23 protein-coding genes are annotated in these 21815 nt (G+C 63.4%); 5 read left to right on the plus strand and 18 right to left on the minus strand.

Annotated elements, in window-relative coordinates; genetic code table 11:
- Nucleotides 1-11: 11 nt before the first annotated feature.
- From XH89_RS23100 to XH89_RS23150, 11 genes are all read right to left on the minus strand, one after another.
- Nucleotides 12-545, minus strand: a complete 534-nt coding sequence (locus XH89_RS23100; protein WP_246767588.1) for a DUF3455 domain-containing protein — start codon at nt 543-545, stop codon at nt 12-14.
- A 67-nt stretch (nt 546-612) separates the two neighbouring features.
- Nucleotides 613-1587: an AraC family transcriptional regulator gene (locus XH89_RS23105; RefSeq protein ID WP_194462716.1), complete on the minus strand. Its 975-nt coding sequence runs from the start codon at nt 1585-1587 to the stop codon at nt 613-615.
- Nucleotides 1588-1817: 230 nt separating this feature from the next.
- Nucleotides 1818-2972, minus strand: coding sequence for a helix-turn-helix transcriptional regulator (locus XH89_RS23110; protein WP_194462717.1), 1155 nt, complete (start codon nt 2970-2972; stop codon nt 1818-1820).
- A 267-nt stretch (nt 2973-3239) separates the two neighbouring features.
- On the minus strand, nt 3240-3740 hold the full coding sequence (locus tag XH89_RS23115; RefSeq protein ID WP_194462718.1) for a hypothetical protein: 501 nt from the start codon (nt 3738-3740) through the stop codon (nt 3240-3242).
- Nucleotides 3741-3833: 93 nt separating this feature from the next.
- Nucleotides 3834-4280 carry a MaoC family dehydratase gene (locus tag XH89_RS23120; RefSeq protein WP_194462719.1) on the minus strand — a complete coding sequence of 149 codons (447 nt, stop codon included), beginning with the start codon at nt 4278-4280 and terminating at the stop codon, nt 3834-3836.
- A 392-nt stretch (nt 4281-4672) separates the two neighbouring features.
- Nucleotides 4673-5095 carry a hypothetical protein gene (locus tag XH89_RS23125; RefSeq protein WP_194462720.1) on the minus strand — a complete coding sequence of 141 codons (423 nt, stop codon included), beginning with the start codon at nt 5093-5095 and terminating at the stop codon, nt 4673-4675.
- 12 nt (nt 5096-5107) lie between these two features.
- Complete coding sequence (locus XH89_RS23130; RefSeq protein ID WP_128967022.1) at nt 5108-5329, minus strand: hypothetical protein; 222 nt, start codon at nt 5327-5329, stop codon at nt 5108-5110.
- 111 nt (nt 5330-5440) lie between these two features.
- Complete coding sequence (locus tag XH89_RS23135; RefSeq protein ID WP_194462721.1) at nt 5441-6259, minus strand: lytic transglycosylase domain-containing protein; 819 nt, start codon at nt 6257-6259, stop codon at nt 5441-5443.
- 128 nt (nt 6260-6387) lie between these two features.
- A complete protein-coding gene (locus tag XH89_RS23140) occupies nt 6388-7194 on the minus strand; it encodes a shikimate dehydrogenase (RefSeq protein WP_194468586.1) in 807 nt (268 codons plus the stop codon).
- Between the two features lie 5 nt (nt 7195-7199).
- Nucleotides 7200-9059: an NAD(P)/FAD-dependent oxidoreductase gene (locus XH89_RS23145; protein ID WP_194462722.1), complete on the minus strand. Its 1860-nt coding sequence runs from the start codon at nt 9057-9059 to the stop codon at nt 7200-7202.
- Between the two features lie 28 nt (nt 9060-9087).
- Nucleotides 9088-9273 carry a hypothetical protein gene (locus tag XH89_RS23150; RefSeq protein WP_194462723.1) on the minus strand — a complete coding sequence of 62 codons (186 nt, stop codon included), beginning with the start codon at nt 9271-9273 and terminating at the stop codon, nt 9088-9090.
- Between XH89_RS23150 and XH89_RS23155 the strand changes: the two genes are divergently transcribed.
- Nucleotides 9251-10876, plus strand: coding sequence for a long-chain fatty acid--CoA ligase (locus XH89_RS23155; protein ID WP_194462724.1), 1626 nt, complete (start codon nt 9251-9253; stop codon nt 10874-10876). The two genes, XH89_RS23150 and XH89_RS23155, sit on opposite strands and share 23 nt — an antisense overlap.
- A 63-nt stretch (nt 10877-10939) precedes the next feature.
- On the plus strand, nt 10940-12151 hold the full coding sequence (locus XH89_RS23160; protein WP_194462725.1) for an acyl-CoA dehydrogenase family protein: 1212 nt from the start codon (nt 10940-10942) through the stop codon (nt 12149-12151).
- 6 nt (nt 12152-12157) lie between these two features.
- Here XH89_RS23160 and XH89_RS23165 read toward each other — a convergent pair whose 3' ends face one another.
- The 5 genes from XH89_RS23165 to XH89_RS23185 all read right to left on the minus strand — a co-directional run bounded on the left by XH89_RS23165 (nt 12158) and on the right by XH89_RS23185 (nt 16808).
- Nucleotides 12158-13024 (minus strand): HlyD family secretion protein, encoded by an 867-nt coding sequence (locus XH89_RS23165; RefSeq protein WP_194462726.1) that lies wholly within the window; start codon nt 13022-13024, stop codon nt 12158-12160.
- Nucleotides 13021-13227, minus strand: a complete 207-nt coding sequence (locus XH89_RS23170) for a DUF1656 domain-containing protein (protein ID WP_194462727.1) — start codon at nt 13225-13227, stop codon at nt 13021-13023. Before XH89_RS23170 ends, XH89_RS23165 begins: the two co-directional genes overlap by 4 nt.
- Nucleotides 13224-15275: an FUSC family protein gene (locus XH89_RS23175; protein ID WP_194462728.1), complete on the minus strand. Its 2052-nt coding sequence runs from the start codon at nt 15273-15275 to the stop codon at nt 13224-13226. The genes XH89_RS23170 and XH89_RS23175 overlap by 4 nt, the downstream gene beginning before the upstream one ends.
- A gap of 3 nt (nt 15276-15278) precedes the next feature.
- A complete protein-coding gene (locus XH89_RS23180) occupies nt 15279-15752 on the minus strand; it encodes a MarR family winged helix-turn-helix transcriptional regulator (RefSeq protein WP_194462729.1) in 474 nt (157 codons plus the stop codon).
- Nucleotides 15753-15899: 147 nt separating this feature from the next.
- On the minus strand, nt 15900-16808 hold the full coding sequence (locus tag XH89_RS23185) for an amino acid ABC transporter substrate-binding protein (RefSeq protein WP_194462730.1): 909 nt from the start codon (nt 16806-16808) through the stop codon (nt 15900-15902).
- Between the two features lie 227 nt (nt 16809-17035).
- Here XH89_RS23185 and XH89_RS23190 point away from each other — a divergent pair, with 227 nt between their 5' ends.
- The 3 genes from XH89_RS23190 to XH89_RS23200 all read left to right on the plus strand — a co-directional run bounded on the left by XH89_RS23190 (nt 17036) and on the right by XH89_RS23200 (nt 19993).
- Nucleotides 17036-18277 carry an amidohydrolase family protein gene (locus XH89_RS23190; RefSeq protein WP_194462731.1) on the plus strand — a complete coding sequence of 414 codons (1242 nt, stop codon included), beginning with the start codon at nt 17036-17038 and terminating at the stop codon, nt 18275-18277.
- A 39-nt stretch (nt 18278-18316) separates the two neighbouring features.
- The gene (locus tag XH89_RS23195; RefSeq protein WP_194462732.1) at nt 18317-19522 is read left to right on the plus strand and encodes an amidohydrolase family protein; all 1206 of its coding nucleotides are present in this window, start codon (nt 18317-18319) and stop codon (nt 19520-19522) included.
- A gap of 147 nt (nt 19523-19669) precedes the next feature.
- Nucleotides 19670-19993 carry a hypothetical protein gene (locus XH89_RS23200; protein WP_194462733.1) on the plus strand — a complete coding sequence of 108 codons (324 nt, stop codon included), beginning with the start codon at nt 19670-19672 and terminating at the stop codon, nt 19991-19993.
- 15 nt (nt 19994-20008) lie between these two features.
- Here the strand turns inward: XH89_RS23200 and XH89_RS23205 are convergent, their stop codons facing one another.
- Nucleotides 20009-20923: a DUF1932 domain-containing protein gene (locus tag XH89_RS23205; protein WP_371825170.1), complete on the minus strand. Its 915-nt coding sequence runs from the start codon at nt 20921-20923 to the stop codon at nt 20009-20011.
- The gene (locus tag XH89_RS23210; RefSeq protein WP_194462734.1) at nt 20923-21792 is read right to left on the minus strand and encodes a hypothetical protein; all 870 of its coding nucleotides are present in this window, start codon (nt 21790-21792) and stop codon (nt 20923-20925) included. Before XH89_RS23210 ends, XH89_RS23205 begins: the two co-directional genes overlap by 1 nt.
- Between the last annotated feature and the right edge of the window lie 23 nt (nt 21793-21815).

The raw sequence follows: 21815 nt of genomic DNA on the forward strand, positions 1-21815 counted from the left end.
CGCGCCATTCCTTACTCCACGCGCCAGAACACGTAGTCGGCCGAATACGGCACACTGCGATAAGTCCCCGCCTGCTCACATGTCCCCCCGGCCACGCCGCCCCTCGTATTGATCCGCTGCACATGGCTGACACCATAGAACTGGCCGTCGCCGCTCTGCGTGATCACGCCCAATTTGAGCCATGGCAGATCGTCCGCGCTCCGGCTCGCCGCCTGGGCGACGATCTTCGCCATCACGGAGCTACCGTCCTTGTGTTCCCACACGAGCGTGGTCGCATCGACGGTGTCCCAATGCAGCGCGGCCGAGTGGCGCCCAACGGAATTGCCGCGATCAATCAGTGTCGCCGTGGGCTCCCGCATCTGCCAGACCAGCTGATGTGCCGCGTCGCGCCTGCACTCGTAGATCTGCGCGCCTTCGGCGTGGAGCACGGTGCCGGGAATCTCTCCGGGAACCCTGATCTCGTCTGGCGTGCCCGCCAGCGCCGACGCCCCAAGGAGCGCGCTCGCAACAACGACACCTCTGCCCAGCATCAGCGCAACAGTCATGACTCCACGATCAAAGAGCACGTGAAAAATTCCCCGCGCTGGATCAAAATCAGGCGGACGGGATCAATCACTCCGCCGCGCCGTTCCTGACGTCGCTCGGCGTCGCGCCGTAGGCCCGCCGGAAAGAGCGGTTGAAATAGGAGAGATCGCCGAAACCGACGTCGTAGGCGATCGATGAGACCGGGCGCTCGGCGAATTCCGGTTCCCGCAACATGCGGTGGGCACGTTTCAGGCGTTGCTCGATCAGGAAGGAGGAGAACGTCTTGCCGTCGGCTTCGAACAGACGCTGGAGATAGCGTGGTGTCACGCCGAGCTCCTGCGCAACGCCGGCAACCGACAGGTCCTGGCGTCCGCAATTGTTGGCGATGAGGAATTTTGCTTTTCGTAGCCGGGCTGCCCTGACGCCTCGCCGTCCCACGATCACCGGAGAATCATCGGTCGGGTCGAGAACGAGCGTCAACAGGTCATGCAGATGTCCTACGGCAAGCCGACGGAGTGCGGGTATCGCCAGGGCCTCTTCTCTGATCAGCGCAACCGCGTAGTCGACGAGTAATCCGACTCCGGCGGCGCGCTGCGGCGTAAGCTGCATCACCGCATCCTCGACGTCCACGATCATCGGCGCCAGGACCCGCCTCGGTACGCGCAAGGAGAGACAATCTCCAGGCGACAATCGTTCGAGGGTCATGACATCTTCAGCACTCGTCAATGCCGCGTCGCCCGACTGAAGCAGCAATTCACGTCCTCGCGCAGACATCCGGATCGCTCCCGATCGATTCACGACCAGGGCAAGGCTGTCGTCGCCGTCAGCAGTCAGCTGCTTCGTGCGAATGAGTTTGGCGCCAAACAACGCGCCGATCATCAGTTGCGCTTCCGGCAGGGCATGCGAGGTGAAGTGTGCCTCGAACAGCATCCCCTCCTTTGCGTCGATCTCCGCCTTCACCACTCCGCGGCGATAGAAGTCGCGCAGCATCGTGACACGTTCGCCCTCGGGAATGCCGGTTGTTGAAACATTGAGAATGGAAAAATCGTCGTTGCCGTTCACTGCAATCTCTCCCACCGACGAGCAGGTCCGGCCACCGCGCCGTTGTGTCCTCGCAGTCGCGTCCGATGCTCTCGCGCGTTGCCTTGATGGCGCATTGTCTTTCTCATTTCGGAAAGCGCCGTATACGAAAGTATCTGATGATGCGCGTCATACGTTCGAAGGACGCACCTGCCTCGTTCATCACGATGGATCAAGATTGCGCAACTACGCGGTTCGCGATGTGAATTGGATCACACGGCGTTGTCGGGGCCGGTAGGCTGGGTGAACGGGGTAGCGAAGCCGGCTGCGATCTTCACGAGGTCCGCCTGCCTGCCGGCGCCTGTCTTCTCGAACAGGCGGCCAAGATGCGTCTTCACCGTTGTCTCGGCAATTCCAAGCTTTGCCGCGATATCGGGAACTCCGCCGAGCTCCACGATGGCCATCAGTACGCGGAGTTCGGACGGTGTCAGCCTGAACGCTGCGCCGATTGCCGCTGTTGCGAGCTGGGGCGCCATCGAGGCCTTTTGCAGGAACAGCACGGTCGCGACTCCATCGCCTTGCAGGCTGCGTTCGTGGGTCAGCGAAAAGGCGTGGGCCAGATAGTGCTGGCCGTCGGTCGACGTCATGAGCTCGATCTTGCGGCGGCTGGTCGAACCGGCTCCGTCGTCGGCGACCGCGTCGAGGAGACTGCGGAATATCTTGTCGGCTTGGGTGTTACGGGCCACGATGCGGTCGCCCACGATCGCAACCAGATTGCCGTTTGCGAGCACTTGCCGGCAGGCCGCGTTGGCGTGAACGAGCCGTCCCTCTGCGTCGAACAGGCCGATTGCCGTGCTCAGCCGGTCGAGAACCTCCGCGAGGTCAGCCACGGTGTGTGAACGGGCCCTGATCTGCCGGCCCATGACGCGGGAGCGTTGGATGTGCGGCGCAATCAACCGCATGCGCTCGCGCATTGCGTCATCGACGGTTCCGCGCGACCGGCCGCGCATCACCTGAAGAATCGTCGTGCGCGCGCTCGATCGCTCCAGCGTAACGGTCGCAAGATCGACCGCGCCCTGCGGTTCCACCCACTCCCGATAGAAGCTCGTGGCCACGAAGTCAGAATAGGGCATCACGTCGGCCACGCCGATGGCCTGCTCGACGCCAACATCGAGATGGCGATCAAGCAGAGGATCGAGCTCGACATACCGATCCCGATACAGCTCGCGGAAGCGAGAGTCCGTGCCATAATGCTGGTGGATTTCGATCGAGAGCCGGGCTGCGTCCCGCGAAAGAATGGTCACGGCCGAGCCGCCGACAAAACCAGCGACCTGCCCCAGGGCAGCACTTCGCCGCGTTGGATCGACCGCCGCATCGTAGATCTCGCCGACGAGCGAGGAAAACCTGTTCGCCTCGGGGATCGTCATCGGCGGCGTAATGCGATCTGGAGGCTGACGACGGGCACAGACCGGCCGCCTGTCGTCGCCGACGAGAAAACGCCTGAAAAAAATGCTGGAATCTCGAACATCGTCCTTGCGTAACGTCAACCGCAGGATGCGGCTTGGACGTATTCGCCAAAGACTTGGATTAATGCGAACTGCGACCGGGCTGTGTGCGACGAGTCACGCGCCATCTCGCTGTTGCCATCGCCTTGTGCTCAGGTCCTGCCTGCCAATATCGGCACCAGCGGCGAATTATTTCCGGTTCTCCTCGCAAAATTTCAGCGCGGCAAGCGCCTCGCCGGCGCGCGGGATCTGCATCTCGATGCTGTCGTCGTCGTCATCCTCGAAATCGAGCGTGAGACGCTTGGCTTTCGACAGGCGATCCATGATCGACTGATCGTACTCGAAGATGCCGCGGACTGTGGTCTTGTCCATGACCTCCCACTTCGCCTTCGCCATGATGTCGGCATCGTCGGTGCCGACGTCGGCGCGCAGGATCTCGCCGACCTTGTCCCACTCCCAGCCGTCATAGATCATCACGATCACGATGGCCTTGTCGGAATAGGTGATGACGATGACGTAGTCGCGGTTCTCGTCCGCCTTGTCCTTGTAACCGCGGCTGGCGTTGCAATGGGTGTCCTGGGTGCGCTTCTCGATGGTCCAGTCACCGACCTTGGTTTGCTGCGCGACCGCGGGCCCGGCATTTATGGCGATCCCCACCATCAGCGCAGAGACAAGAAGGAGTCCTTTCATGTCAGCCTCCAGCGTTTTCCCCGGACCAAGCTGACCACCACTCCCGGCAAGCCGCAAGGGCTGGCGCGGCCGGGGTGAAGGTGAAGGGCCTCCCTACCCGCGCCGTGGCACGATCGCGATCGGAGTGAACGTGTAGACCTCCTCGCCGTTCTGGTTGAACATCGTCCACTTCACCAGCGCGATCCCCTGCGGCTTCGACTTCGACGGCGTCAGGCTCATGATCTCGCCGACCAGATGCAGGCGGTCATTCGGACGCACCGGGACCATCCATCGCAGCCCGTCGACGCCCGCGCCGATCAGCGGGTGCGGACCGAACGGACGGGTTTGGATCGCGAGGTTCATGGCGATCGCCGCAGTGTGCCAACCCGAAGCAGCCAGGCCATTGAACAAGGTTGCTTTGGCGGCCTCGTGGTCAAGATGCATCGGCTGCGGGTCGAACTCAGCGGCAAACCGCTTGATATCGGCCTCGGTGACCTCGACCTCGGGAGATTTGAAACGCATGCCGACGGTGAGATCGTCGAACCAGGCGACCTGTGCCATGATTTTGCCCCGAAATGTGACGCGCCGCCCGCGTTGCGCACGGCCAAAGGGATGGAGTGATCGTAGGGTGTAGCGGCTTGACCACTCGCAGGCTAGGCCCCGGTTCCCCGCGAAACCCCTTTCCTATCTCGACGAAACACGCCTGAAACAGATGCCCGGTTAAGTGGTTGTCAAAATCATACAGGGACGTGCGTCATGCAATTCTTCCTCGACCTCATCAGTGAATATGCCTGCTGCCAGCATCTCCTCGCCCAGCCGCTTGGGGAGGACGAGCTATGATCGAGCTGATCTCAGCCTTGCTCGTGCTTTGCAGCATCGGCGTTTTCGCAGCGCATGCGCTGGACGCCTATCGCACCACGCACCTCTGACCTGCGGTCCCCGGCGCCCCGTCGCTAGAACGGCCGCCGGTAGAAGTGCTCCGAGTGCGTTGCCGGCGGAAACCGGTTGGCGAGCGCGAGCGCGCCCTTCTCGTCCGTCTCGAGCGCGATCTTCTGCGCCAGCATCACGTCACCCGGCACCAGAAAGCCCGTCGGGACGAAGCACCACCCCATCGTCGCAATCCCGGCCTCGTCGATCTCGTGGACATTGGCGGCAGTGCCGTAGTGGATGCGATAGCGCTTGCCGCTGTCGCAACCGATCACGTCGAAATGCCGGTTCTGCTCGAATTGCGCGCGCTGCTCCTCGGACAGCCATTCGGACAATAGCCGCCGGCCGCGCGCCTCGGGTGTGTTCTCGCCGAAGAAGCGCCGATAGAGCTCGCGGAGCGCGTGCAGACGCGCTCGCGCGGGCGCGCGAAGCCTGAAGACCGCGATCATCGGCCGTTCAGATCAACCGCCGACCAGGCGGGGATAGAACAGCGTTTCCTGCGCGGTCGGGTCGAACGATTTGATACGCGTGACTTCGCCGGGGCCGGTCCGGTATGCCGCGGTAAAGCCCGCACCGGTCAACTCCCGAAAGCGCTGTTCGGCCTGCGCCAACGCTTCGGCATTTTCCGGATCAAACTCGTGGCGTGTATCGCCGGTCTGATCCATCACGATCTGGGTAGCCATGTTGAGTCTCCTCATGCCCAGCCCTGAACTTGATCAAAGCAAACCTCGTGCCGTCAGTTCCCGAATGCAACAACTTTCTCGGATAGGTCCAGTCACGCCTTGCGGAGCAACTCAACGCAGTGCCGCCGCCCCGCCACCCCCGTCGATCTGCCGGCCCATCAGCGCAATGGCTTTCTGGTAGACGCCGGCCGCATTCCACGCCTGTATGGCGGCAAAATTCGGCTCGCCTGGCTGGTAACCGGCTCCCGCACGCCAGCCATTGGCCTTCAGGAAGTTCGCGGTCGAGCTCAGCGCATTGGCGGCGACGTCGAGATTGCCGGTGCCGTAGGCCAGGATGTTCTTGGGCATGAACTGGGTCTGGCCGACCTCGCCATGCATGGAGCCGCGGGTTGCCCCCGACAGCACGCCGCGATCGACCAGCTTCAACGCCGCATAGAGCTGCTCGGTAAAGAATTCGGGACGACGGCCGTCATAGGCTAGCGTTGCGATCGACGAGAGCATGTTCTGGTTGCCGCGCTGGCTGCCGAAACCGGTTTCCATGCCCCAAATCGCGATCAACGGCCCCGGCGGCACGCCGTAACGCTGCTCGATCGAGGCGAACATCGCGGCCTGCGACTGCTTCAGCGACCGGCCCCGCGCCACGATGGTGGTGGCGCCGCGCTTGGCCAGGAATTGCTCAAGGGAGAGTGAAAAACTGTGCTGGCTGCGATCGGCATTGATGGTGGCGCTGGCATAATTGGTCTGCATCAGCGCCGAGATCGCGGTCTGGCCGATGCCCTTGCCCTGCGCCTCCGCGCTGAACTCGCGCTTCCAGGTCTCAAAGCCGCCGGGCCCGTTGCCGCATTGCGCAGCATGGGCGGCAGGCGCCAGGCATAACAGTAGCGCGGCAACGCCGATCATCGCCGTCGCAACGGCCCTGCCCTTGGTCATTCCCTGGTCCCTTCTCTCGGTTTTGCGCGACCGGCTGGCGCGCGGGCATGATCCTACGTCAGCCGCGTGCGCTCAAGCCCCGACCGGTGCAATCAATGCAAGCAATACGCTTGACATGAATGAAACGCTTACTGTTCGCCGTCGGTCCCGAGCAGGAAATCCACCATGATGCCCTGGTGCTGCCGGTACATGTCGGTGCCGGTCGCGGTGACGCAGCCGAGCTTGCCGGCTTCCGCGATCCACGGCGAGATTTCCGGCTTGGTGATGACGCAGCCGCAATAGGCCGATGGCGCCAGCCTGATAACGTCGACGGGCAGCGGATCGCCCTCCTTCATTCCGGCGGGCGTGGCATTGGCGACGAAATCGAAGCCTGCGGGGTCGGTGGTGCCTGCCAGCACGGATACTTTGCCGAGCTTGTTCAGGCGATGGATCAGCGCATCCCGCCGCTCCGCCGAGCTATCGTGAATGGCGAGTTCCCTGACGCCGGCCTCGACCAGGGCCAGCGCAATGGCCGAGCCGGCCCCGCCCGCACCGACGAGAAGTGCGCGCATCCCTTTGGGATCGATCCCCTTGGTCCGCGCGGCGCCGACGAAGCCGAGACCGTCCACCATATCGCCGTGCCACGAACCATCGGCGCGCCGGCGCATCAGGTTCGCAGTGCGAAGGAAGTGCGCACGTTCGGTCGCGCTGGCACAGGCCTCGTAGCAGGCGAACTTGTGCGGAATGGTCACCACGATGCCGTCGAGGTTCTTCAACCGGCTCGCCACCGCGAGAAAATCAGGAAGATCGTCAGTCGCAACCTGAACAGGGACGAGAATGGCATCATGACCGCGCGCAGCAAACTCCGCGGAAACACCAGCGGGCGAGCGCACCTGCGCGATGGGATCGCCGATGATGACGTAGAGCCGGGTCGCACCCGTAGGGGCCGGGATCATCCCGTTCATGCCGAGACCGGAGCCCCCTGGCTCTTCGCGTCGACTCCATAGGTCAATTCCAGCCCGTCCAGAGCGCCCTCCTTCCGCCATTTGGCAAGCAGGCGCAGAAACGCCATCGGTCCGCGCCAATACTGGCTATTGCGCGCCGCGACCGGATCGAACACGCCCTCATTGTTATAGTACCCGGGCGTGCATTCGGCGAGATAGGTTTGGCGGCCGACCGCGGCCTTGACGACCTCGTCCACCCATGCGTTCTCGGCCGCGAGCGTCGGCTCCAATGTCCTTGCGCCGCGCCTGCGCGCCTCTGCGATCACATAGGCGATGTGCTGCGACTGCTCGTCGATGATATGCGGGAAGTTGGCGCTCTGGCCGGCCTGCACCGTCACGATCAGGAAGCAGTTCGGGAAGCCGCGGCTGTAGAAGCCGTGCATCGTCTTGACGCCATCGCGCCAGCGCTCGGACAGGCTCGCACCGTCGCGGCCATGGACTTCAAACCCCATGCGGCGCGCATAGTCGGTGCCGACCTCGAAGCCGCTGGCATAGATCAGACAATCGAGCTCGTAGGCCTTGCCATCGACGACCACCGCATTCTCCGTGATGCGCTCGACGCCCTTGCCCCTGGTGTCGACGAGATGGACGTTGGGACGATTGAAGGTGTCGAGATATTCGTCGTGAAAGCAAGGCCGCTTGCAGAACGCCTTGTACCAAGGCTTGAGCGCCGCCGCGGTCGCCCCATCCTTGACTACGGCGTCGACGCGGGCCCGGATCTCGTCCATCTTGCGATAGTCGGCCTGCTCGATCACCTTCAGCGCCTCTTCCATCGAGGTCACTGGTTGGGGCTGCCGGCGCGGTGCCAGTAGGATCTCGCCGAGCAGACCGGTCCAGCCGTCCTGCACCAGATCCTGCTCGAACGGCTCACCCGAAATCACCGCGGTGAAATTGTCCATGCGCTCGCGCTGCCAGCCGGGCTTCAGCCCTTCGGCCCAGGATTGGTCCGTCGGCCGGTCGTCACGTACACCGATCGCCGACGGCGTGCGCTGGAACACATAGAGCTCTTTCGCGGCCCGACCGAGATGCGGTACGCATTGCACGGCGGTCGCGCCCGTGCCGATGATGCCGACGCGCTTGTCGGCAAGACCGGTAAGACCACCCTCCGCGTTGCCGCCGGTGTAGGCGTAGTCCCACCTGCTGGTGTGGAAGCTATGGCCCTTGAAGCTCTCGATTCCGGGAATGCCTGGCAGCTTGGGCCGACTGAGCGGACCTCCAGCCAGGATCACGAAGCGCGCGCGGATACGATCGCCGCGATCGGTCTCGACCAGCCAGCGTCCGTCCTGCTCCTGCCACGCCATGCGCGAGATGACTGTCTGAAACAGTGCGCGTTCATAGAGGCCGAAGTGACGACCGACGCGGCACGAGTGTTCGTAGATTTCCGGCGCGCGCGCATATTTGCGCACCGGCATGTAGCCGGTCTCCTCCAGCAGAGGCAAATAGATGTAGCTCTCTGTATCGCAGGCTGCGCCCGGATAGCGATTCCAGTACCAGGTACCGCCGAAGTCGGCAGCCTTTTCAACGATGCGGAAATCCGTGATGCCGGCCGCGCGCAGGCGCGCGCCGCACAGCAGGCCACCGAAACCGCCGCCGACGATGACAACCTCGGTCTCTTCGCGGACGGGCTCGCGCGTGACTCCGGCATCGGCCCAGGGATCGTCGAGATAGCGGGCAAAGCTGCCTGATACCTCGACATACTGCGCCTTGCCCTCGGAGCGCAGACGCATGTCGCGCTCGTCGCGATAGCGCGCACGCAGGGCCTCGATGTCGATGCTAGGCGCGCCGGCTGCTCCGGTCTTGTGTCTTTCCGCTGACATCGATCTTCTCCACGGCGGGCCCGCTGCTTCAGCGGCAGCCCACGCCAGTTAGCCCCGAAAAAGTGACGCACGCAATCGCATCAACCGCTTTTTGCGTGGACGCCGCGCGACGTTCCGCTACCTTGAATGCAAGCGCGAACGCGTCATACGACGACATGATTTTATGGCGCGTGGCCATTTCGGAGGGGACAATGCAGGGATTGATGATGGACATGCCGCTCCTGATCAGCGGCCTGATCCAATATGCCGCCGATTATCATGGCGAAGCGGAGATCGTCGCGCGCGAGATCGAAGGCGATATCCATCGTTGCACCTATGCCGAGGCGCATCCGCGCATCAAGCGCATGGCGCTGGCGCTGAAGCGGCTCGGCATGAAGCCTGGGGACCGCGTCGGCACGCTCGCCTGGAATACGCATCGCCATTTCGAGATGTTCTACGCGGCGCCGGGCATGGGCTATGTGCTTCACACCGTCAATCCACGATTATTCCCCGAGCAACTCGTCTACATCATCAACCATGCCGAAGACCGCATTCTCTTCGTCGACCGCGCCACATTGCCGATCGTCGAGGCGATCGCGCCGCAACTGGCGACGGTCGAGGCCTATGTGATGATGTCATCACGCGAACGAATGCCCGCGACCAAGCTTGCAAACGTGCACTGCTACGAGGAGCTGCTGGAGAAGGAGGACGACGCCGGCTTCGCCTGGCCGGAGTTCGACGAGAAATCCGCCTCCACCATCTGCTACACCTCGGGCACGACAGGCAACCCCAAGGGCGTGATCTATTCGCATCGCGCCGCAATTCTTCAGACTATGATCTCTTGCAACTTCGACTTCATTCCCGGGCATCGCGAAGGGGTGCGCGAGGTGATGATGCCGATGGCGCCGCTGTTCCACGGCAATGGCTGGAACATGCCGTTCACCGCGCCCTATACCGGCTCCAAGCTGGTGCTGCCCGGCCGCAATTACGAGCCCGACAAGCTCTATGAGCTGCTCGAGGGCGAGAAGGTGACGGTGTCGGCAGGCGTGCCGAGCTTCTGGCTGATCCTGCTCGACTGGCTCGGCCGCACCGGCAACAAATTCTCCACGCTGCGCGCAACGCTGTCCTCGGGCTCGGCGCCGCCGCGTGCAATGATCGAAAAGCTCAAGCGCGACTACAACGTCGACTATGTTCAGGCCTGGGGCATGACGGAGGCGCTGGGCTGCTCGATGCCTGGCTTGCGGCCGGGCTCGGAGCATCTCAGCGAAGCCGAGATCTTCGACCGCCGCCAGGTCTCAGGCCGTGCCTGCTTCGGCACAACCTTGCGCATCGTCGACGATGCCGGCGTCGAGCTGCCGCGCGACGGCAAAACCGTCGGTCACTTGCGCGCTCGCGGCCCCTGGGTCGCCTCCGGCTATATGAAGCTCAACGAAGGCCTCGACCGCAACGGCTGGCTGATCACCGGCGACATGGCCGTGATTGACGCCCAGGGCCACGTGACCCTCACCGATCGTTCCAAGGATGTGATCAAATCGGGCGGCGAATGGATCTCCTCGATCCAGCTCGAGGACATCGCGCTGTCCCACCCCGACGTGCTGCAAGCCGCCGTGGTCGCCATTGCGCATGAGAAGTGGCAGGAGCGCCCTCTCCTTCTCGTCGTCCGGAAGAAGGGCGCGACCGTGGATGGCAAGACCCTGCTCGAGCATATGCGTCCGAAGATCGCGAGCTGGTGGATGCCGGACGCGGTTGAATTCCTCGACGAATTCCCGATGACTGGCACCGGCAAGGTGCTCAAATCGGCGCTGCGTGAGAAATTTAGGGACTATCACGTCGGCTGAGCCCACCCGCAAACTTAGATCACGCCAGGCACGTCGCGCCGTTCACCGATCAAGGATACGAGAATGCTCTACCCAATCTCGCCCAAAGTCATCGAGCTCAAGCGCAAGCTCGAAAGCTTCATGGACCGCAATATCTATCCGAACGAAGAACGGTTCTATCGCGAGGCGGAAGAGCTCGGGCCTTGGAAGGTCTATCCGGTCGTCGAGGAATTGAAGCCGCTGGCGCGCGCCGAGGGCCTCTGGAATCTATTCTTGCCGGACTCGGGCCATGGCGCGGGCCTCACCAATCTCGAATATGCCCCGCTTTGCGAGGTGATGGGCCGCTCGCATCTCGCGCCCGAGGTGTTCAACTGCTCGGCGCCCGACACCGGCAACATGGAGGTGCTGGAACGCTACGGCACGGAGAAGGACAAGGAACGGTGGCTGAAGCCGCTACTCGCGGGCGAAATCCGCTCCTGCTTCGCCATGACCGAACCGGCGGTTGCCTCATCCGATGCGACCAATATCGAAAGCTCGATCGTGCGTGATGGCGATCACTACGTCATCAACGGCCGCAAGTGGTACACGACCAACGCGACCGATCCGCGCTGCAAGATCTGCATCTTCATGGGCAAGACCGATCCCGATAATCCCGATCGCCACAAGCAGCAATCCATGATCCTGGTGCCGATGGATACGCCCGGCATCGAGGTGAAGCGTCCCCTGCCCGTGTTCGGTTTCTACGGCGTTCCGGACCGCGCCTCCGAAGTCGTCTTCACCAATGTGCGGGTGCCGAAGGAGAACATGTTGCTGGGCGAAGGCCGGGGCTTCGAGATTGCACAAGGACGCCTCGGCCCGGGCCGAATCCACCACTGCATGCGGCTGATTGGCCTTGCCGAACGCACGCTGGAAAAGATGTGCCGCCGCGTACGCAGCCGCGTCGCCTTCGGCAAGCCGGTGTCCGAGCAGACGGTGACGCAGGAGCGCATCGCCGAAGCGCGCATCATGATCGAGCAGGCCCGGCTGTTGACGCTGAATGCCGCATACGCGATGGACACCGTCGGCAACAAGGTCGCGAAGGCCGAGATCGCGATGATCAAGGTCGCCGTGCCCAACATGGCCTGCCAGATCATCGACTGGGCCATCCAGGCCCATGGCGGCGGCGGCACCTCCAACGATTTCGGCCTGACGCAGGCCTACGCTACCGCGCGCCTGCTCCGCCTCGCCGACGGGCCGGACGAGGTCCACCGGAACCAGATCGCGCGGTTTGAGCTGAAAAAATATTCAAACGCGTAGAGAGGGTTAGTCCAACACCTCCACCGTCGCGGAACGCCCTGCGACCAACGACATTCCGTCCGGCACCTTATCCAGCGCGATGCGCACAGGCACGCGCTGGGCAAGCCTTACCCAGCTAAAGGTCGGGTTGACGTTCGCGAGCAGGCTCGCACCTTCGGCACGATCGCGGTCCTCGATGCCGGCGGCGATGCTCTCGACATGGCCGGATAGCATGCCCTTCTCGCCCATCAGGCGGACCAACGCCTTGTCGCCGGTGCGGATGCGCGCGAGCTTCGTCTCTTCGAAATAGCCCTCGACATGCAACGTGTCGCTGTCGACCAGCGCCATCACGCCCTTGCCCGCAGAGACGTAAGCGCCGGGCCGCAGATCCATGTTGGTGATCACGCCGTTCACGGAGGCCCGGACCTCGCTGCGATCAAGATTGAGCTGGGCGACCGCGCGGTCGGCGACAGCTGCATCGAAGGCTGCCTTAGCCTGAAGCTGGGTGGCCAGCACCTGCTCCTGCCTCTGCTGCGACACGGCATCGGTGGTCAACGTGCTATACCGCTTCAGATCCGCATTGGCCTGATCGAGCGTTGCCTGATGTCCAGCCACCGACGCATCGGCCTGCCGCAGCGCCAGCGCAAAGCGTTCGCGATCGATCCTGAACAGCACGTCGCCGCGATGGACCTTCTGGTTGTCCTTGACCAGCACGTCGGTGACGAAGCCCGAGACATCCGGCGCAACCTGCACCACGTCGGCACGCACACGGCCGTCACGCGTCCAGGGCGATTCCATGTAATAGACCCAGAGCTCGCGGCCAACGCCGATCGCAGCGATAACAGCGATGAGGGTCACTGCAAGCCGGCCGAACCAGGCGAAATTTCCTTTCATGAGAGATACTCCGAGAGATAGACGACGACGCCGAGCACGCAGACGAATACAGCAAAATCGAACAGCGCGCGGTGCCAGACCAGGCGGTAGAGGTCAAAGCGCTGCATCATCAGGCGCAGCAGCGCGCTCAGCACATAGGCGACGATGATCCAGAGCAGCAGCGCCGGCACCAGCACACCATAGATGTCGATCACATATCTCATGCCGCCACACTCTCATCTGCGTCCGGCCGATAGGCCGGCGCGTCCGGGAACAGGCCGCGACGGATGCCGACGAGCCCGATCAGCGCGTCTTCGCGCGCGCTATCATTGGGATCCTTCACCGCCCGGGCCAGCGCCCTATCGACGCTGGTCAGAAGCTCGCGCGGCATCCCGCCGCCTCCATAGTTGCGGCAAGCGATGGCGAGCTGGTCGAGCATGTCGTCGATGACGGAGATGGTCGGTGCGGCAAGTCCGTAGCGCGCACGACGCAGATCGATGATGTTGATCCCGATGCGGAGCTGCACGAGGCTGTCGGCATCGCGGCGATCGCTTTCGGAGAGGAAGGCAATCCGCTGCACCAGCAGGCCGAGCCGATGCAGCATCAGGCCGGCAAACTCGGCGCGATCGCGCTTGCCCCGCCGTTCGGCGGCAACGGCGATCGTGATCCAACCCGACAGCACCAGCCGATTGGCGATCCATTCCGCCCCGACCCCGCGCGCAATCCGCGTCACCAGCTCGGCGATGAGGACGCCGACGAAGAAGGCGACGGCGGAATTGGCGTAGGACGCGAAATCCGCAATGTAGGTCGATTGCAGCGCAAGCAGCGTCGCCGTGTTGGCCGCGAGCGCCATGCCGGTGCCCGCTGTGGCGGGCCGGCCGATGAGCAAACCGTAGAGCAGGAAGGTCGGCGCCAGCGCGACGATCAAAACCTCGATATGCGAGATCGCAGGGACGATCGCAAACAGATAGATCGCGACAACCACGATGGCGATCAGCGACCACAGGCCGAAGCTGCGGATGAAACGCGCCGGCTCGTCCTGCGCTGCGAAGAACGAGCAGACGACGGCCGCCATCATCGGCGCCGAGGCACCATCCGGCCAGCCCGTGCCGATCCAGAACGCGCAACAGATCAGGATGGCGGTAGCGGCGCCTGCCGCCGACCATAGCGCCAGGCCGCGATCGCTGTGGCGCGACGGCGCGGCGCCGGCTTCGGAATGGAAGGCAAGATCGACAGTGGAAATGCTGCGGCCCTCGCCGATCGCCTCGGTCAGCGCACGGCAGTCGCGCGAGAGGTCCACCAGATCGCGCAACCGCGACAGCAGGCTGGTGGTGATGATCCGCTCCCAGGAGGCACTGTCGTCCAGCCCCGCCTGCTGCTCTGCTATCACACCGCGGATACGGTCAGCCGGCTGCCGCGCGCTGACGTCACTCATGATCCATTGCGCGAGATCTGCCAGCAATCGCTTCAGCTCGGGCCGGCGCCGCAGGGCCTCCTCGCCCAGTGCAGCCAGGCGGTCCTCGATCGAGGCAATCACCGGCAGCAATGTCAGCATCCTTAGTCGGATTTCGCCGAGGCCGGTCACGGCATTGCGGTCGGTCAGGCGATCATAGGCAAGATGGGTGGAGAGCGTGTCGATCTCGACGATGTCGGTCGCGAGCTTGAGCCGCTTGCCGCGGCGTGTGTCGCCGGTCGCCTCCCGCAACAGCACCACCTGGCTCAGGCGGCGCGCATCCATAAGCCAAGAGTCGACGCGATGGGCCACGGCCGGCGCGACGCTGCGCGGAAACACAATGGTCGAGATCAGGCTGGCACAGATGATGCCGAGCGAGATCTCCTCCAATCGCGCAACCGCGGTATCGAAGATCGCTCCGGGCTCGGACACGGCGGGAAAGCCGATCAACGCAACGGTGTATCCGGCCAGCATGAAGACGTAGCTGCGCGGCGTGCCGTCGAGAAGTGACAGATACAGGCACAGCCCGACCCAGAGCGCGATCGCGAGGCACAAAAGCTCCGGCGCGTTGATCAGGTTCGGCACCAGCGCCACCGTCATGGTCGCGCCCACCAGCGTGCCCATGACACGGAAGAACGCCTTCGAGCTGGTCGCACCGGCGAGCGGTTGCGAGGTGATGTAGACGGTCGCCATCGCCCAATAAGGCCGCGGCAGATCCATGGCGAGCGCGATGACAAGCGCTAGCATCGAGGCGATAAACGTCTTCAAAGCAAAAATCAGGTCCGCATGGCGGACCAGAAACGGTTCGTCTGCGCGCATTGACTACTTCGCCTCTGGACCGCCCTTGGCGTCCTGCAACTGGCTGGCCCGCTGTTCGATGCGCTGAAGAGTTTCGAAGGTTATCGCAAGTTGCTCGGGTGCGATATCCTTGAGCAGGCTCGCCCGCACACGCCGCAACACGCGGTTGGTCTCCTCGACCTTGGCCTCGCCCGCTTTCGTCAGGTGGAGCGTTTTGGCACGCCGGTCGGTCGGGTCCTCGCGGCGCTCCACCAGGCCTTCGACCTCGAGCAGGTCGATCAGCCGGACCAGGGACGGCCCTTCGATGCCGAGCTCGTCCGCAAGCACACCCTGCCGCACGCTTTCGCCGTGTCGCGACAGCACCAGCAGCGGAATTGCAGTGGCATAGGACAGGCCGTGATCGGACAGGGCCTGATCGGACTCGCGCCGCCAGATGCGGGCGAGACGCGCGATCAGCCGGCCGATTTCGCCGTGGATGAGACCTTGCGAGGGTGCCATCCAAACTAGATAGGAGCCTAACTAATAGCTCGCAATCATAAGCACGATCACGAAATGGCGATTGGAACCTGGCAATGAGGAGAGTTCCGGCCCGCCGGCATGCCACTGGAAGCGAAACGACATGCGGCGGACACTAACGCCCTCGCCTCACTTCACGAGATACACGTCAGGATCGGCGCTCGAACTCGGGTTCTTGAAGGCGTTGCGCAGGGCGACCGACATCGGAACGTTGTAGTTGACGCCATTCGGCGGCGTCGGAGACTCCAACCACTTCCTGTAGAGCACCTCGATCTCCGGGCTCGCATAGAGCTCCGCGGTGGCGCGATCGGCCAGCGCCTTGAAGGGCGCGTCGTCCCGGCGCAGCATGATTCCATAGGGCTCTGGCTTCGAGAACGTCTCGTCGCTGATCATGAACAGCGCCGGCTCCTTCGAGCGCGCGATGGCGACCGCGAGCTGAATGTCGTCGAGCGCGTAGGCCTGCGCGCGGTCTGTCTCGAGCAGCAGGAACGCTTCGGCCTGATCCACGGCCGGCATGATCTTGATGCCGAGATTGCGCTCCGTATTGACCTTGGCGAGCTGGTTCAGATTGACCGAGCCTGCCACCGCCGTGACAGCCTTGCCCTTGAGATCGTCGATGGTGTTGATCTTGGCAGCCTTCTTCGCGGCAAAGCGCGTCGCGCTGAGGAAATGCGTGTTGGTGAAGGCGACCTGCTTCTGGCGGTCGGCATTGTTGGTGGTCGCCGAGCAGTGCAGATCGAGCGTGCCGTTGACCATCAGCGGGATGCGGTTCGACGAGGTCACAGCGACATAGTCGACAGCAATGTCCGGCATCGCGAGCTGCTTCTTCACGGCGTCGACGATTCTGAGGCAGATATCCATGGCAAAGCCGACCGGCTTCTGGTTGCCGTCCAGATAGCTGAACGGCACGGACGCCTCCTGATAGCCGAGCGTAATCTTCCTGGTCTCCTTGACCTTCTGGAGCGTGCCCGTGAGATCTTCGGCTGAAGCCGCACCTGCAAGACATGTGACGGCCAGAAGAACGGCGGGTAGACGCATCGGGAGCTCCTGAAAAGGCTGCGCCTCAATGCCGGGCGCAATCGAAGGGGTGATAGCCCAGGCGCCGGCCTGCCACCAGACCAGCCTGCGTCTATCAGCTATCACGGCTTTCGATATGTGCCGGGAGGTCCGGACGAACGCATATATTTTGATCATATCTCCCGCTACATTGCTGCAGGCTTGCCACCTCGCTGCTTGCTATAAGTTCTCCATCAAGATTCCCCGCCATGACCGCCCAAACCGCCTTCGACCTGATCTTCCGCAACGCCCTGATACGATCGTCCCCAACGCCCGTTGATATCGGCGTGAAGGGCGGACGCATCGCGGCGATCGAACCCGGGCTGGCGTGCGAGGCCGTCGAAGTCGAGATTGGCGGACGGCTGACCCTGCCCGGCTTCGTCGACACCCACATCCATCTCGACAAGGCCTGCCTGCTCGAACGCTGCGGACACATCCATGGCACGCTCGGCGATGCCATCCGGGCCGTCTCGGCCATGAAGCGGGATTTCAGCACCGACGACGTCTACGCACGCGGCACAAAGGTGCTCGAACGCGCCATCGTGCACGGCACGACGCGGATGCGCACCCATGTCGAGATTGACCCGCGCATCGGGCTGCGCAGCTTCGAGGCGGTCAAGGCACTCAAGCGCGACTACGCCTGGGCGATCGATCTGTCGCTGTGCGTCTTCCCGCAGGAAGGGCTGACCAACGATCCCGGCGCTGACGAACTGCTCGTGCAGGCGTTGCGCGACGGCGCCGGTGCGATCGGCGGCTGCCCCTATACCGATGCCGACCCGAACGCGCATCTCGCGCGCATCTTTGACCTCGCCCAACAGTTCGATCTCGACGTCGATCTCCATCTCGACTTCGATCTCGACCCCTCCTGGTCGCATCTGGGCGAAGTCATCAGGCAGACCGAGCAGCGCAACTACGGGGGCCGCGTCGCGATCGGCCATGTGACCAAGCTCTCGGCCCTGCCGCCGGATCGGCTGGAGGCGGCCACCGCGCAACTGGCGAAGGCCGGCGTCGCCGTCACCGTATTGCCCGCAACCGATCTTTATCTGATGGGACGCGAGGCCACCCACAACGCTCCGCGCGGGCTGACGCTCGCACACAAGCTCGCAGGCAACGGCATCGTGTGCTCGGTCGCGACCAACAACGTGCTCAATCCCTTCACGCCGTTTGGTGATGCCTCGCTGCTGCGGATGGCGAACTTCTACGCCAATGTCGCCCACGCAGCCGTCGGCGACTTCGACACCTGCCTTGATCTCGTCACCGAGCTGCCGGCGCGGTTGATGAATCTCAGCGATTACGGCATTGCGGTCGGCAAGCCGGCCGATCTCGTCGTGCTCGACATCAAGGACAGCCGCTTCGCTATCGCGGAGCTGCCGGACATTCTGATGGGCTTCAAGAGCGGTCAGCAGACTTTTGAGCGGTCGCCGGCCAAGCTGCTTCACCCGCGAAACTAACCGGCGCGCAAACGACATCGATCCAACGGGAGCAACCGGATGGCCTTCGACAAGATCTTCCTGAACGCCCGCTTCGACGGCGGGGCGCGGCATCATATCGCGGTCAAGGACGGCCACATCGCCGCACTCCTTCCGGCCGACGCGCCGGCGGGAGGCGCCGAGACGATCGATCTCGACAATGCCCTGGTCGTTCCCGGGTTCGTCGAAGGCCACATCCATCTGGACACCAGCTTCTATGGCGACGTCTGGCGCCCGCACAAACCATGCACTGACGGATTCAACGTGCAGGAACGCGTGGCCTTCCAGGCCCAGAACATGGCCGAGGCGGCGCCGATGGATGTGCGCGCGCGCAACCAGCTCGATCTCTGTGTCGGGCATGGCACCACGCAGATGCGCAGCCACGTCATGGTCGACGGCTCGGTCGGCCTGAAGTCGCTGGAGACGATCCTGCGCGTGCGCGAGGAATACAAAGGCTTGATCGACATCCAGCTCGTCGCCTTCCCCCAGAGCGGCATTTTGGCGAGCCCGGGCACGCCGCAATTGCTGGATGAAGCCATCGGGCTCGGCGCAAACCTCGTCGGCGGGCTCGATCCGGCGAGTTTTGATCGCGATGTCGAGAAACATCTTGATGTCGTCTTCGGCGTCGCCGAGAAGCACGGCGTCGACGTCGACATCCACCTGCACGACATGGGCACGCTGGGGGCCTTCGAGATCGAGCAGATCGCGGCGCGCACGCGCGCGCTCGGCATGGACGGCCATGTCGCCATCAGCCATGCTTACGGGCTCGGCGATATCACGATGGATCAGCTCAAGAGCGTCGCGGATATCCTCGCCCGCTCCGGCGTTGCGATTATGACCAATGCGCCGGGCGCCCGGGCCTTCCCGCCGATCCTGCCCTTGCGCGGCGCCGGTGTCACCGTGTTCAGCGGCAACGACAATATCAGGGATTCCTGGTGGCCCTATGGCGACGGCGACATGCTGCGCCGGGCGACGACGCTCGGCTATCGTTCGGGCTTCAACATCGACGAGGAATTGCGGGTCGCGTTCGACCTCGTCACCGTTTCAGGCGCCAAGGCGCTGCGGCTCGAAGGCTACGGCCTGCACGTCGGGGCCAAAGCCGATTTCGTGACGCTGAATGCGGAGCACGTTCCCGAGGCGGTGGTCGCGGCGCCGCAGGGCCGCACGGTTTACAAAGCAGGTATGCTCGTTGCGACTAACGGTAAGATTGTCCGGAAAAACCGCTGATCGGCGGGGCTTTCAGGCCCGATTTGCCGCCAAATCTGCCAAAAAACGTGTCCGGTAGAATCCCGGACCGTATCCCAACGCATTGCGAGAAAGGCTGCGCTAACCTTAATGGACCTGCGCACTGACCATCTGCGTTCTGGGGAAGTTATGGATACGTTCAGCGCATTCAGCAGCATTGATTACCAATCCATCCGGGCTAGCACGCCCGCCGAAACGGCCGTCAAGCGATTGAACGGAATCGGCGAAGTGCTCTCTAGCCTCGATATCTCGGCGATCCATTCGCAGCACGACATGGCTCGCGCGCTATGGACGCTCGATACTGCGGACAAGTGCATTCGCATGATCCTGACCGAGTTCAGAACCGAGCGCACCAAGGACGTCGTCCGCGAGGCCAACAGCCTGATCGACTTGATCGAGGCCGCCCGCGACGAAGTCACCGGCCATCGCGACGATGGCATGGTTCTGAGCTGAGCGTGATGCTCAGCTTCAGCGTTTGATTTTCGCCAGAATCCGGTCCGCCTCAGTGCGCCAATCGGCGCTGCGGGCAAACTCCTTCGTCCCCTTGGCGCCGAACAAGCCCTCGTCAGCGAGATCGGCCACCCAGGCCTGACGCTCGGCGGTACCTTGCGCCGACCACGGCGTCAGCCCTACCTCGCGCACGGTCTCGGCGACCTCGCGCACTTCCTCGGCGCGGCGGCGGCCGTGCTCGATCACACGCTGAAAGAAGTAAGCGCCCTGCTTTTCCCAATTGATCGCAGGAAAGGTTTCCGCCAGCGACGCCAGCACCGCGTCCTCGACGCCATAGGCGCGTGCAGTGGTGAAGCTCTCGATCACCATGGCCTCCAGGCCCTTGATCATGATGCTGCGACACATCTTCACTGCGGATGAAATCCCGAGCTTGTCGCTCGCAACCTTCGCGGCAAAGCCGATTGCGTTCAGCAGCGGCTCGAGCTCTCTTGCACCGGGACCGCCAAGCAACAGCGGCACCTTGATGCGATAAGGCGGCACCGAGGTCATCACCGCGCCCTCGACATAGCGCCCGGCAGCGCCATCGATCAGCGCCGCCGCGCGTTGCTTGGCGCCCGGAGAGGCTGAATTGAAATCGAGGAACCAGGTTCCCTGGTTGATCGCAGCGGCGCAGGCCTTCGCCACCGGAACAGCCTGGCTAGCCGTGACGGCCGAGACGACGAAGTCGGATTTCGCGGTCAGTTCGGCATGAGAAGCTGCGAGCATCACGCCGAACTTCGCAGCGTGCTCCTTCAACGCAGCGCCCTGCTCGCCTCCGAGCTTGATGTCGTAGGCCGCGACCTTGATATCCTGCCGGCGTAAATCCTCAGCCAGGATGCGGCCGACCTCACCATAGCCAACCAGTCCGATCTGCCACCGCTTAGGATCCACCATCAGTTCAGCCCTCGTGTCGTCGCATCGAACAGCTCCTCGACCGCATAGCGGCGCGGGATCAGCGCCTGCTGGAACGCATAGGCGACGATCCGCTCCAACGGTTTTCTGTTCGCTTCAATCCCGAACGGCAAGAGGTCGGGTGTTGCCGCGGGTCCCGTCTGTTCCTTGTTCCGCTTCAGGAGATCATAGACGCCCGCGACCACATCGGGGCGCGATTTCGCGAGGCTCTCGGTTACGACCACGAGATGATTGACCGGCACGACGCCGCGACGTGCGTACCATTTGACCGCTTCCGCCGCGGGATCGGGGAAGAGCGGTTTCAGCCTGGGATTGTCGGAGGTTTCGCCAAGGACGGCATCGACCTCGCCATCGAGCAGCATCTGCAAGACCTTCTTGTCTTTCGGCGCGCGCTCGGTGGTGTCGACATATTCGGCGACGTGCGGGTCCTCGAAGGTGACCCAGTGGATCTTGTCGAGATTGACGCCGTAATCGTTGGCGAGAATGCCTCTGATCCAGGCCCCGGTCGTCGTCGTGAACGAGCGGATGCCGACGCGCCTGCCTTCGAGATCGCTAGGCGCGAGCGTTCCTTTCGCGGGGTTGTACAGCGCGTAGGAATGCTGGAAGCGGCCGAGCATGGTCGCCGGCAGCAGCACCAGCGGCTTGCCATGCGCTTTCGCCATCAGATAGGTGACGATGGCCATCTCGCAGACGTCGAACGCCTGCTCACGCACCATCGGCTTGAACGCCGTGTTGGTCGGCGTGTACTCGATGAAGTCGAGTTCGAACAGGTCGGAGCGGAGCTCGCCGCTCTTCACCGCCTTCACGTGAGGATGACTGCCGAGCACAGCCTTCAGCTTGAGACGATCCATCCGCCCGCTCCCGCTTCTTCCTT

It is taken from the genome of Bradyrhizobium sp. CCBAU 53340, from assembly GCF_015291645.1.
Classification (GTDB): Bacteria; Pseudomonadota; Alphaproteobacteria; order Rhizobiales; family Xanthobacteraceae; genus Bradyrhizobium.

Bases quoted from the DNA above. Each gene is read 5' to 3' on its own strand.
- XH89_RS23190 (WP_194462731.1), top strand. From the start codon at position 17,036: ATGACCGCCCAAACCGCCTTCGACCTGATCTTCCGCAACGCCCTGATA.
- XH89_RS23165 (WP_194462726.1), bottom strand. From the start codon at position 13,024: ATGAAAGGAAATTTCGCCTGGTTCGGCCGGCTTGCAGTGACCCTCATC.
- XH89_RS23185 (WP_194462730.1), bottom strand. From the start codon at position 16,808: ATGCGTCTACCCGCCGTTCTTCTGGCCGTCACATGTCTTGCAGGTGCG.
- XH89_RS23115 (WP_194462718.1), bottom strand. From the start codon at position 3,740: ATGAAAGGACTCCTTCTTGTCTCTGCGCTGATGGTGGGGATCGCCATA.
- XH89_RS23140 (WP_194468586.1), bottom strand. From the start codon at position 7,194: ATGATCCCGGCCCCTACGGGTGCGACCCGGCTCTACGTCATCATCGGC.
- XH89_RS23155 (WP_194462724.1), top strand. From the start codon at position 9,251: ATGCAGGGATTGATGATGGACATGCCGCTCCTGATCAGCGGCCTGATC.
- XH89_RS23200 (WP_194462733.1), top strand. From the start codon at position 19,670: ATGGATACGTTCAGCGCATTCAGCAGCATTGATTACCAATCCATCCGG.
- XH89_RS23170 (WP_194462727.1), bottom strand. From the start codon at position 13,227: ATGAGATATGTGATCGACATCTATGGTGTGCTGGTGCCGGCGCTGCTG.
- XH89_RS23100 (WP_246767588.1), bottom strand. From the start codon at position 545: ATGACTGTTGCGCTGATGCTGGGCAGAGGTGTCGTTGTTGCGAGCGCG.
- XH89_RS23205 (WP_371825170.1), bottom strand. From the start codon at position 20,923: ATGGTGGATCCTAAGCGGTGGCAGATCGGACTGGTTGGCTATGGTGAG.
- XH89_RS23180 (WP_194462729.1), bottom strand. From the start codon at position 15,752: ATGGCACCCTCGCAAGGTCTCATCCACGGCGAAATCGGCCGGCTGATC.
- XH89_RS23110 (WP_194462717.1), bottom strand. From the start codon at position 2,972: ATGACGATCCCCGAGGCGAACAGGTTTTCCTCGCTCGTCGGCGAGATC.
- XH89_RS23120 (WP_194462719.1), bottom strand. From the start codon at position 4,280: ATGGCACAGGTCGCCTGGTTCGACGATCTCACCGTCGGCATGCGTTTC.
- XH89_RS23175 (WP_194462728.1), bottom strand. From the start codon at position 15,275: ATGCGCGCAGACGAACCGTTTCTGGTCCGCCATGCGGACCTGATTTTT.
- XH89_RS23145 (WP_194462722.1), bottom strand. From the start codon at position 9,059: ATGTCAGCGGAAAGACACAAGACCGGAGCAGCCGGCGCGCCTAGCATC.
- XH89_RS23195 (WP_194462732.1), top strand. From the start codon at position 18,317: ATGGCCTTCGACAAGATCTTCCTGAACGCCCGCTTCGACGGCGGGGCG.
- XH89_RS23210 (WP_194462734.1), bottom strand. From the start codon at position 21,792: ATGGATCGTCTCAAGCTGAAGGCTGTGCTCGGCAGTCATCCTCACGTG.
- XH89_RS23125 (WP_194462720.1), bottom strand. From the start codon at position 5,095: ATGATCGCGGTCTTCAGGCTTCGCGCGCCCGCGCGAGCGCGTCTGCAC.
- XH89_RS23150 (WP_194462723.1), bottom strand. From the start codon at position 9,273: ATGTCCATCATCAATCCCTGCATTGTCCCCTCCGAAATGGCCACGCGC.
- XH89_RS23130 (WP_128967022.1), bottom strand. From the start codon at position 5,329: ATGGCTACCCAGATCGTGATGGATCAGACCGGCGATACACGCCACGAG.
- XH89_RS23160 (WP_194462725.1), top strand. From the start codon at position 10,940: ATGCTCTACCCAATCTCGCCCAAAGTCATCGAGCTCAAGCGCAAGCTC.
- XH89_RS23135 (WP_194462721.1), bottom strand. From the start codon at position 6,259: ATGACCAAGGGCAGGGCCGTTGCGACGGCGATGATCGGCGTTGCCGCG.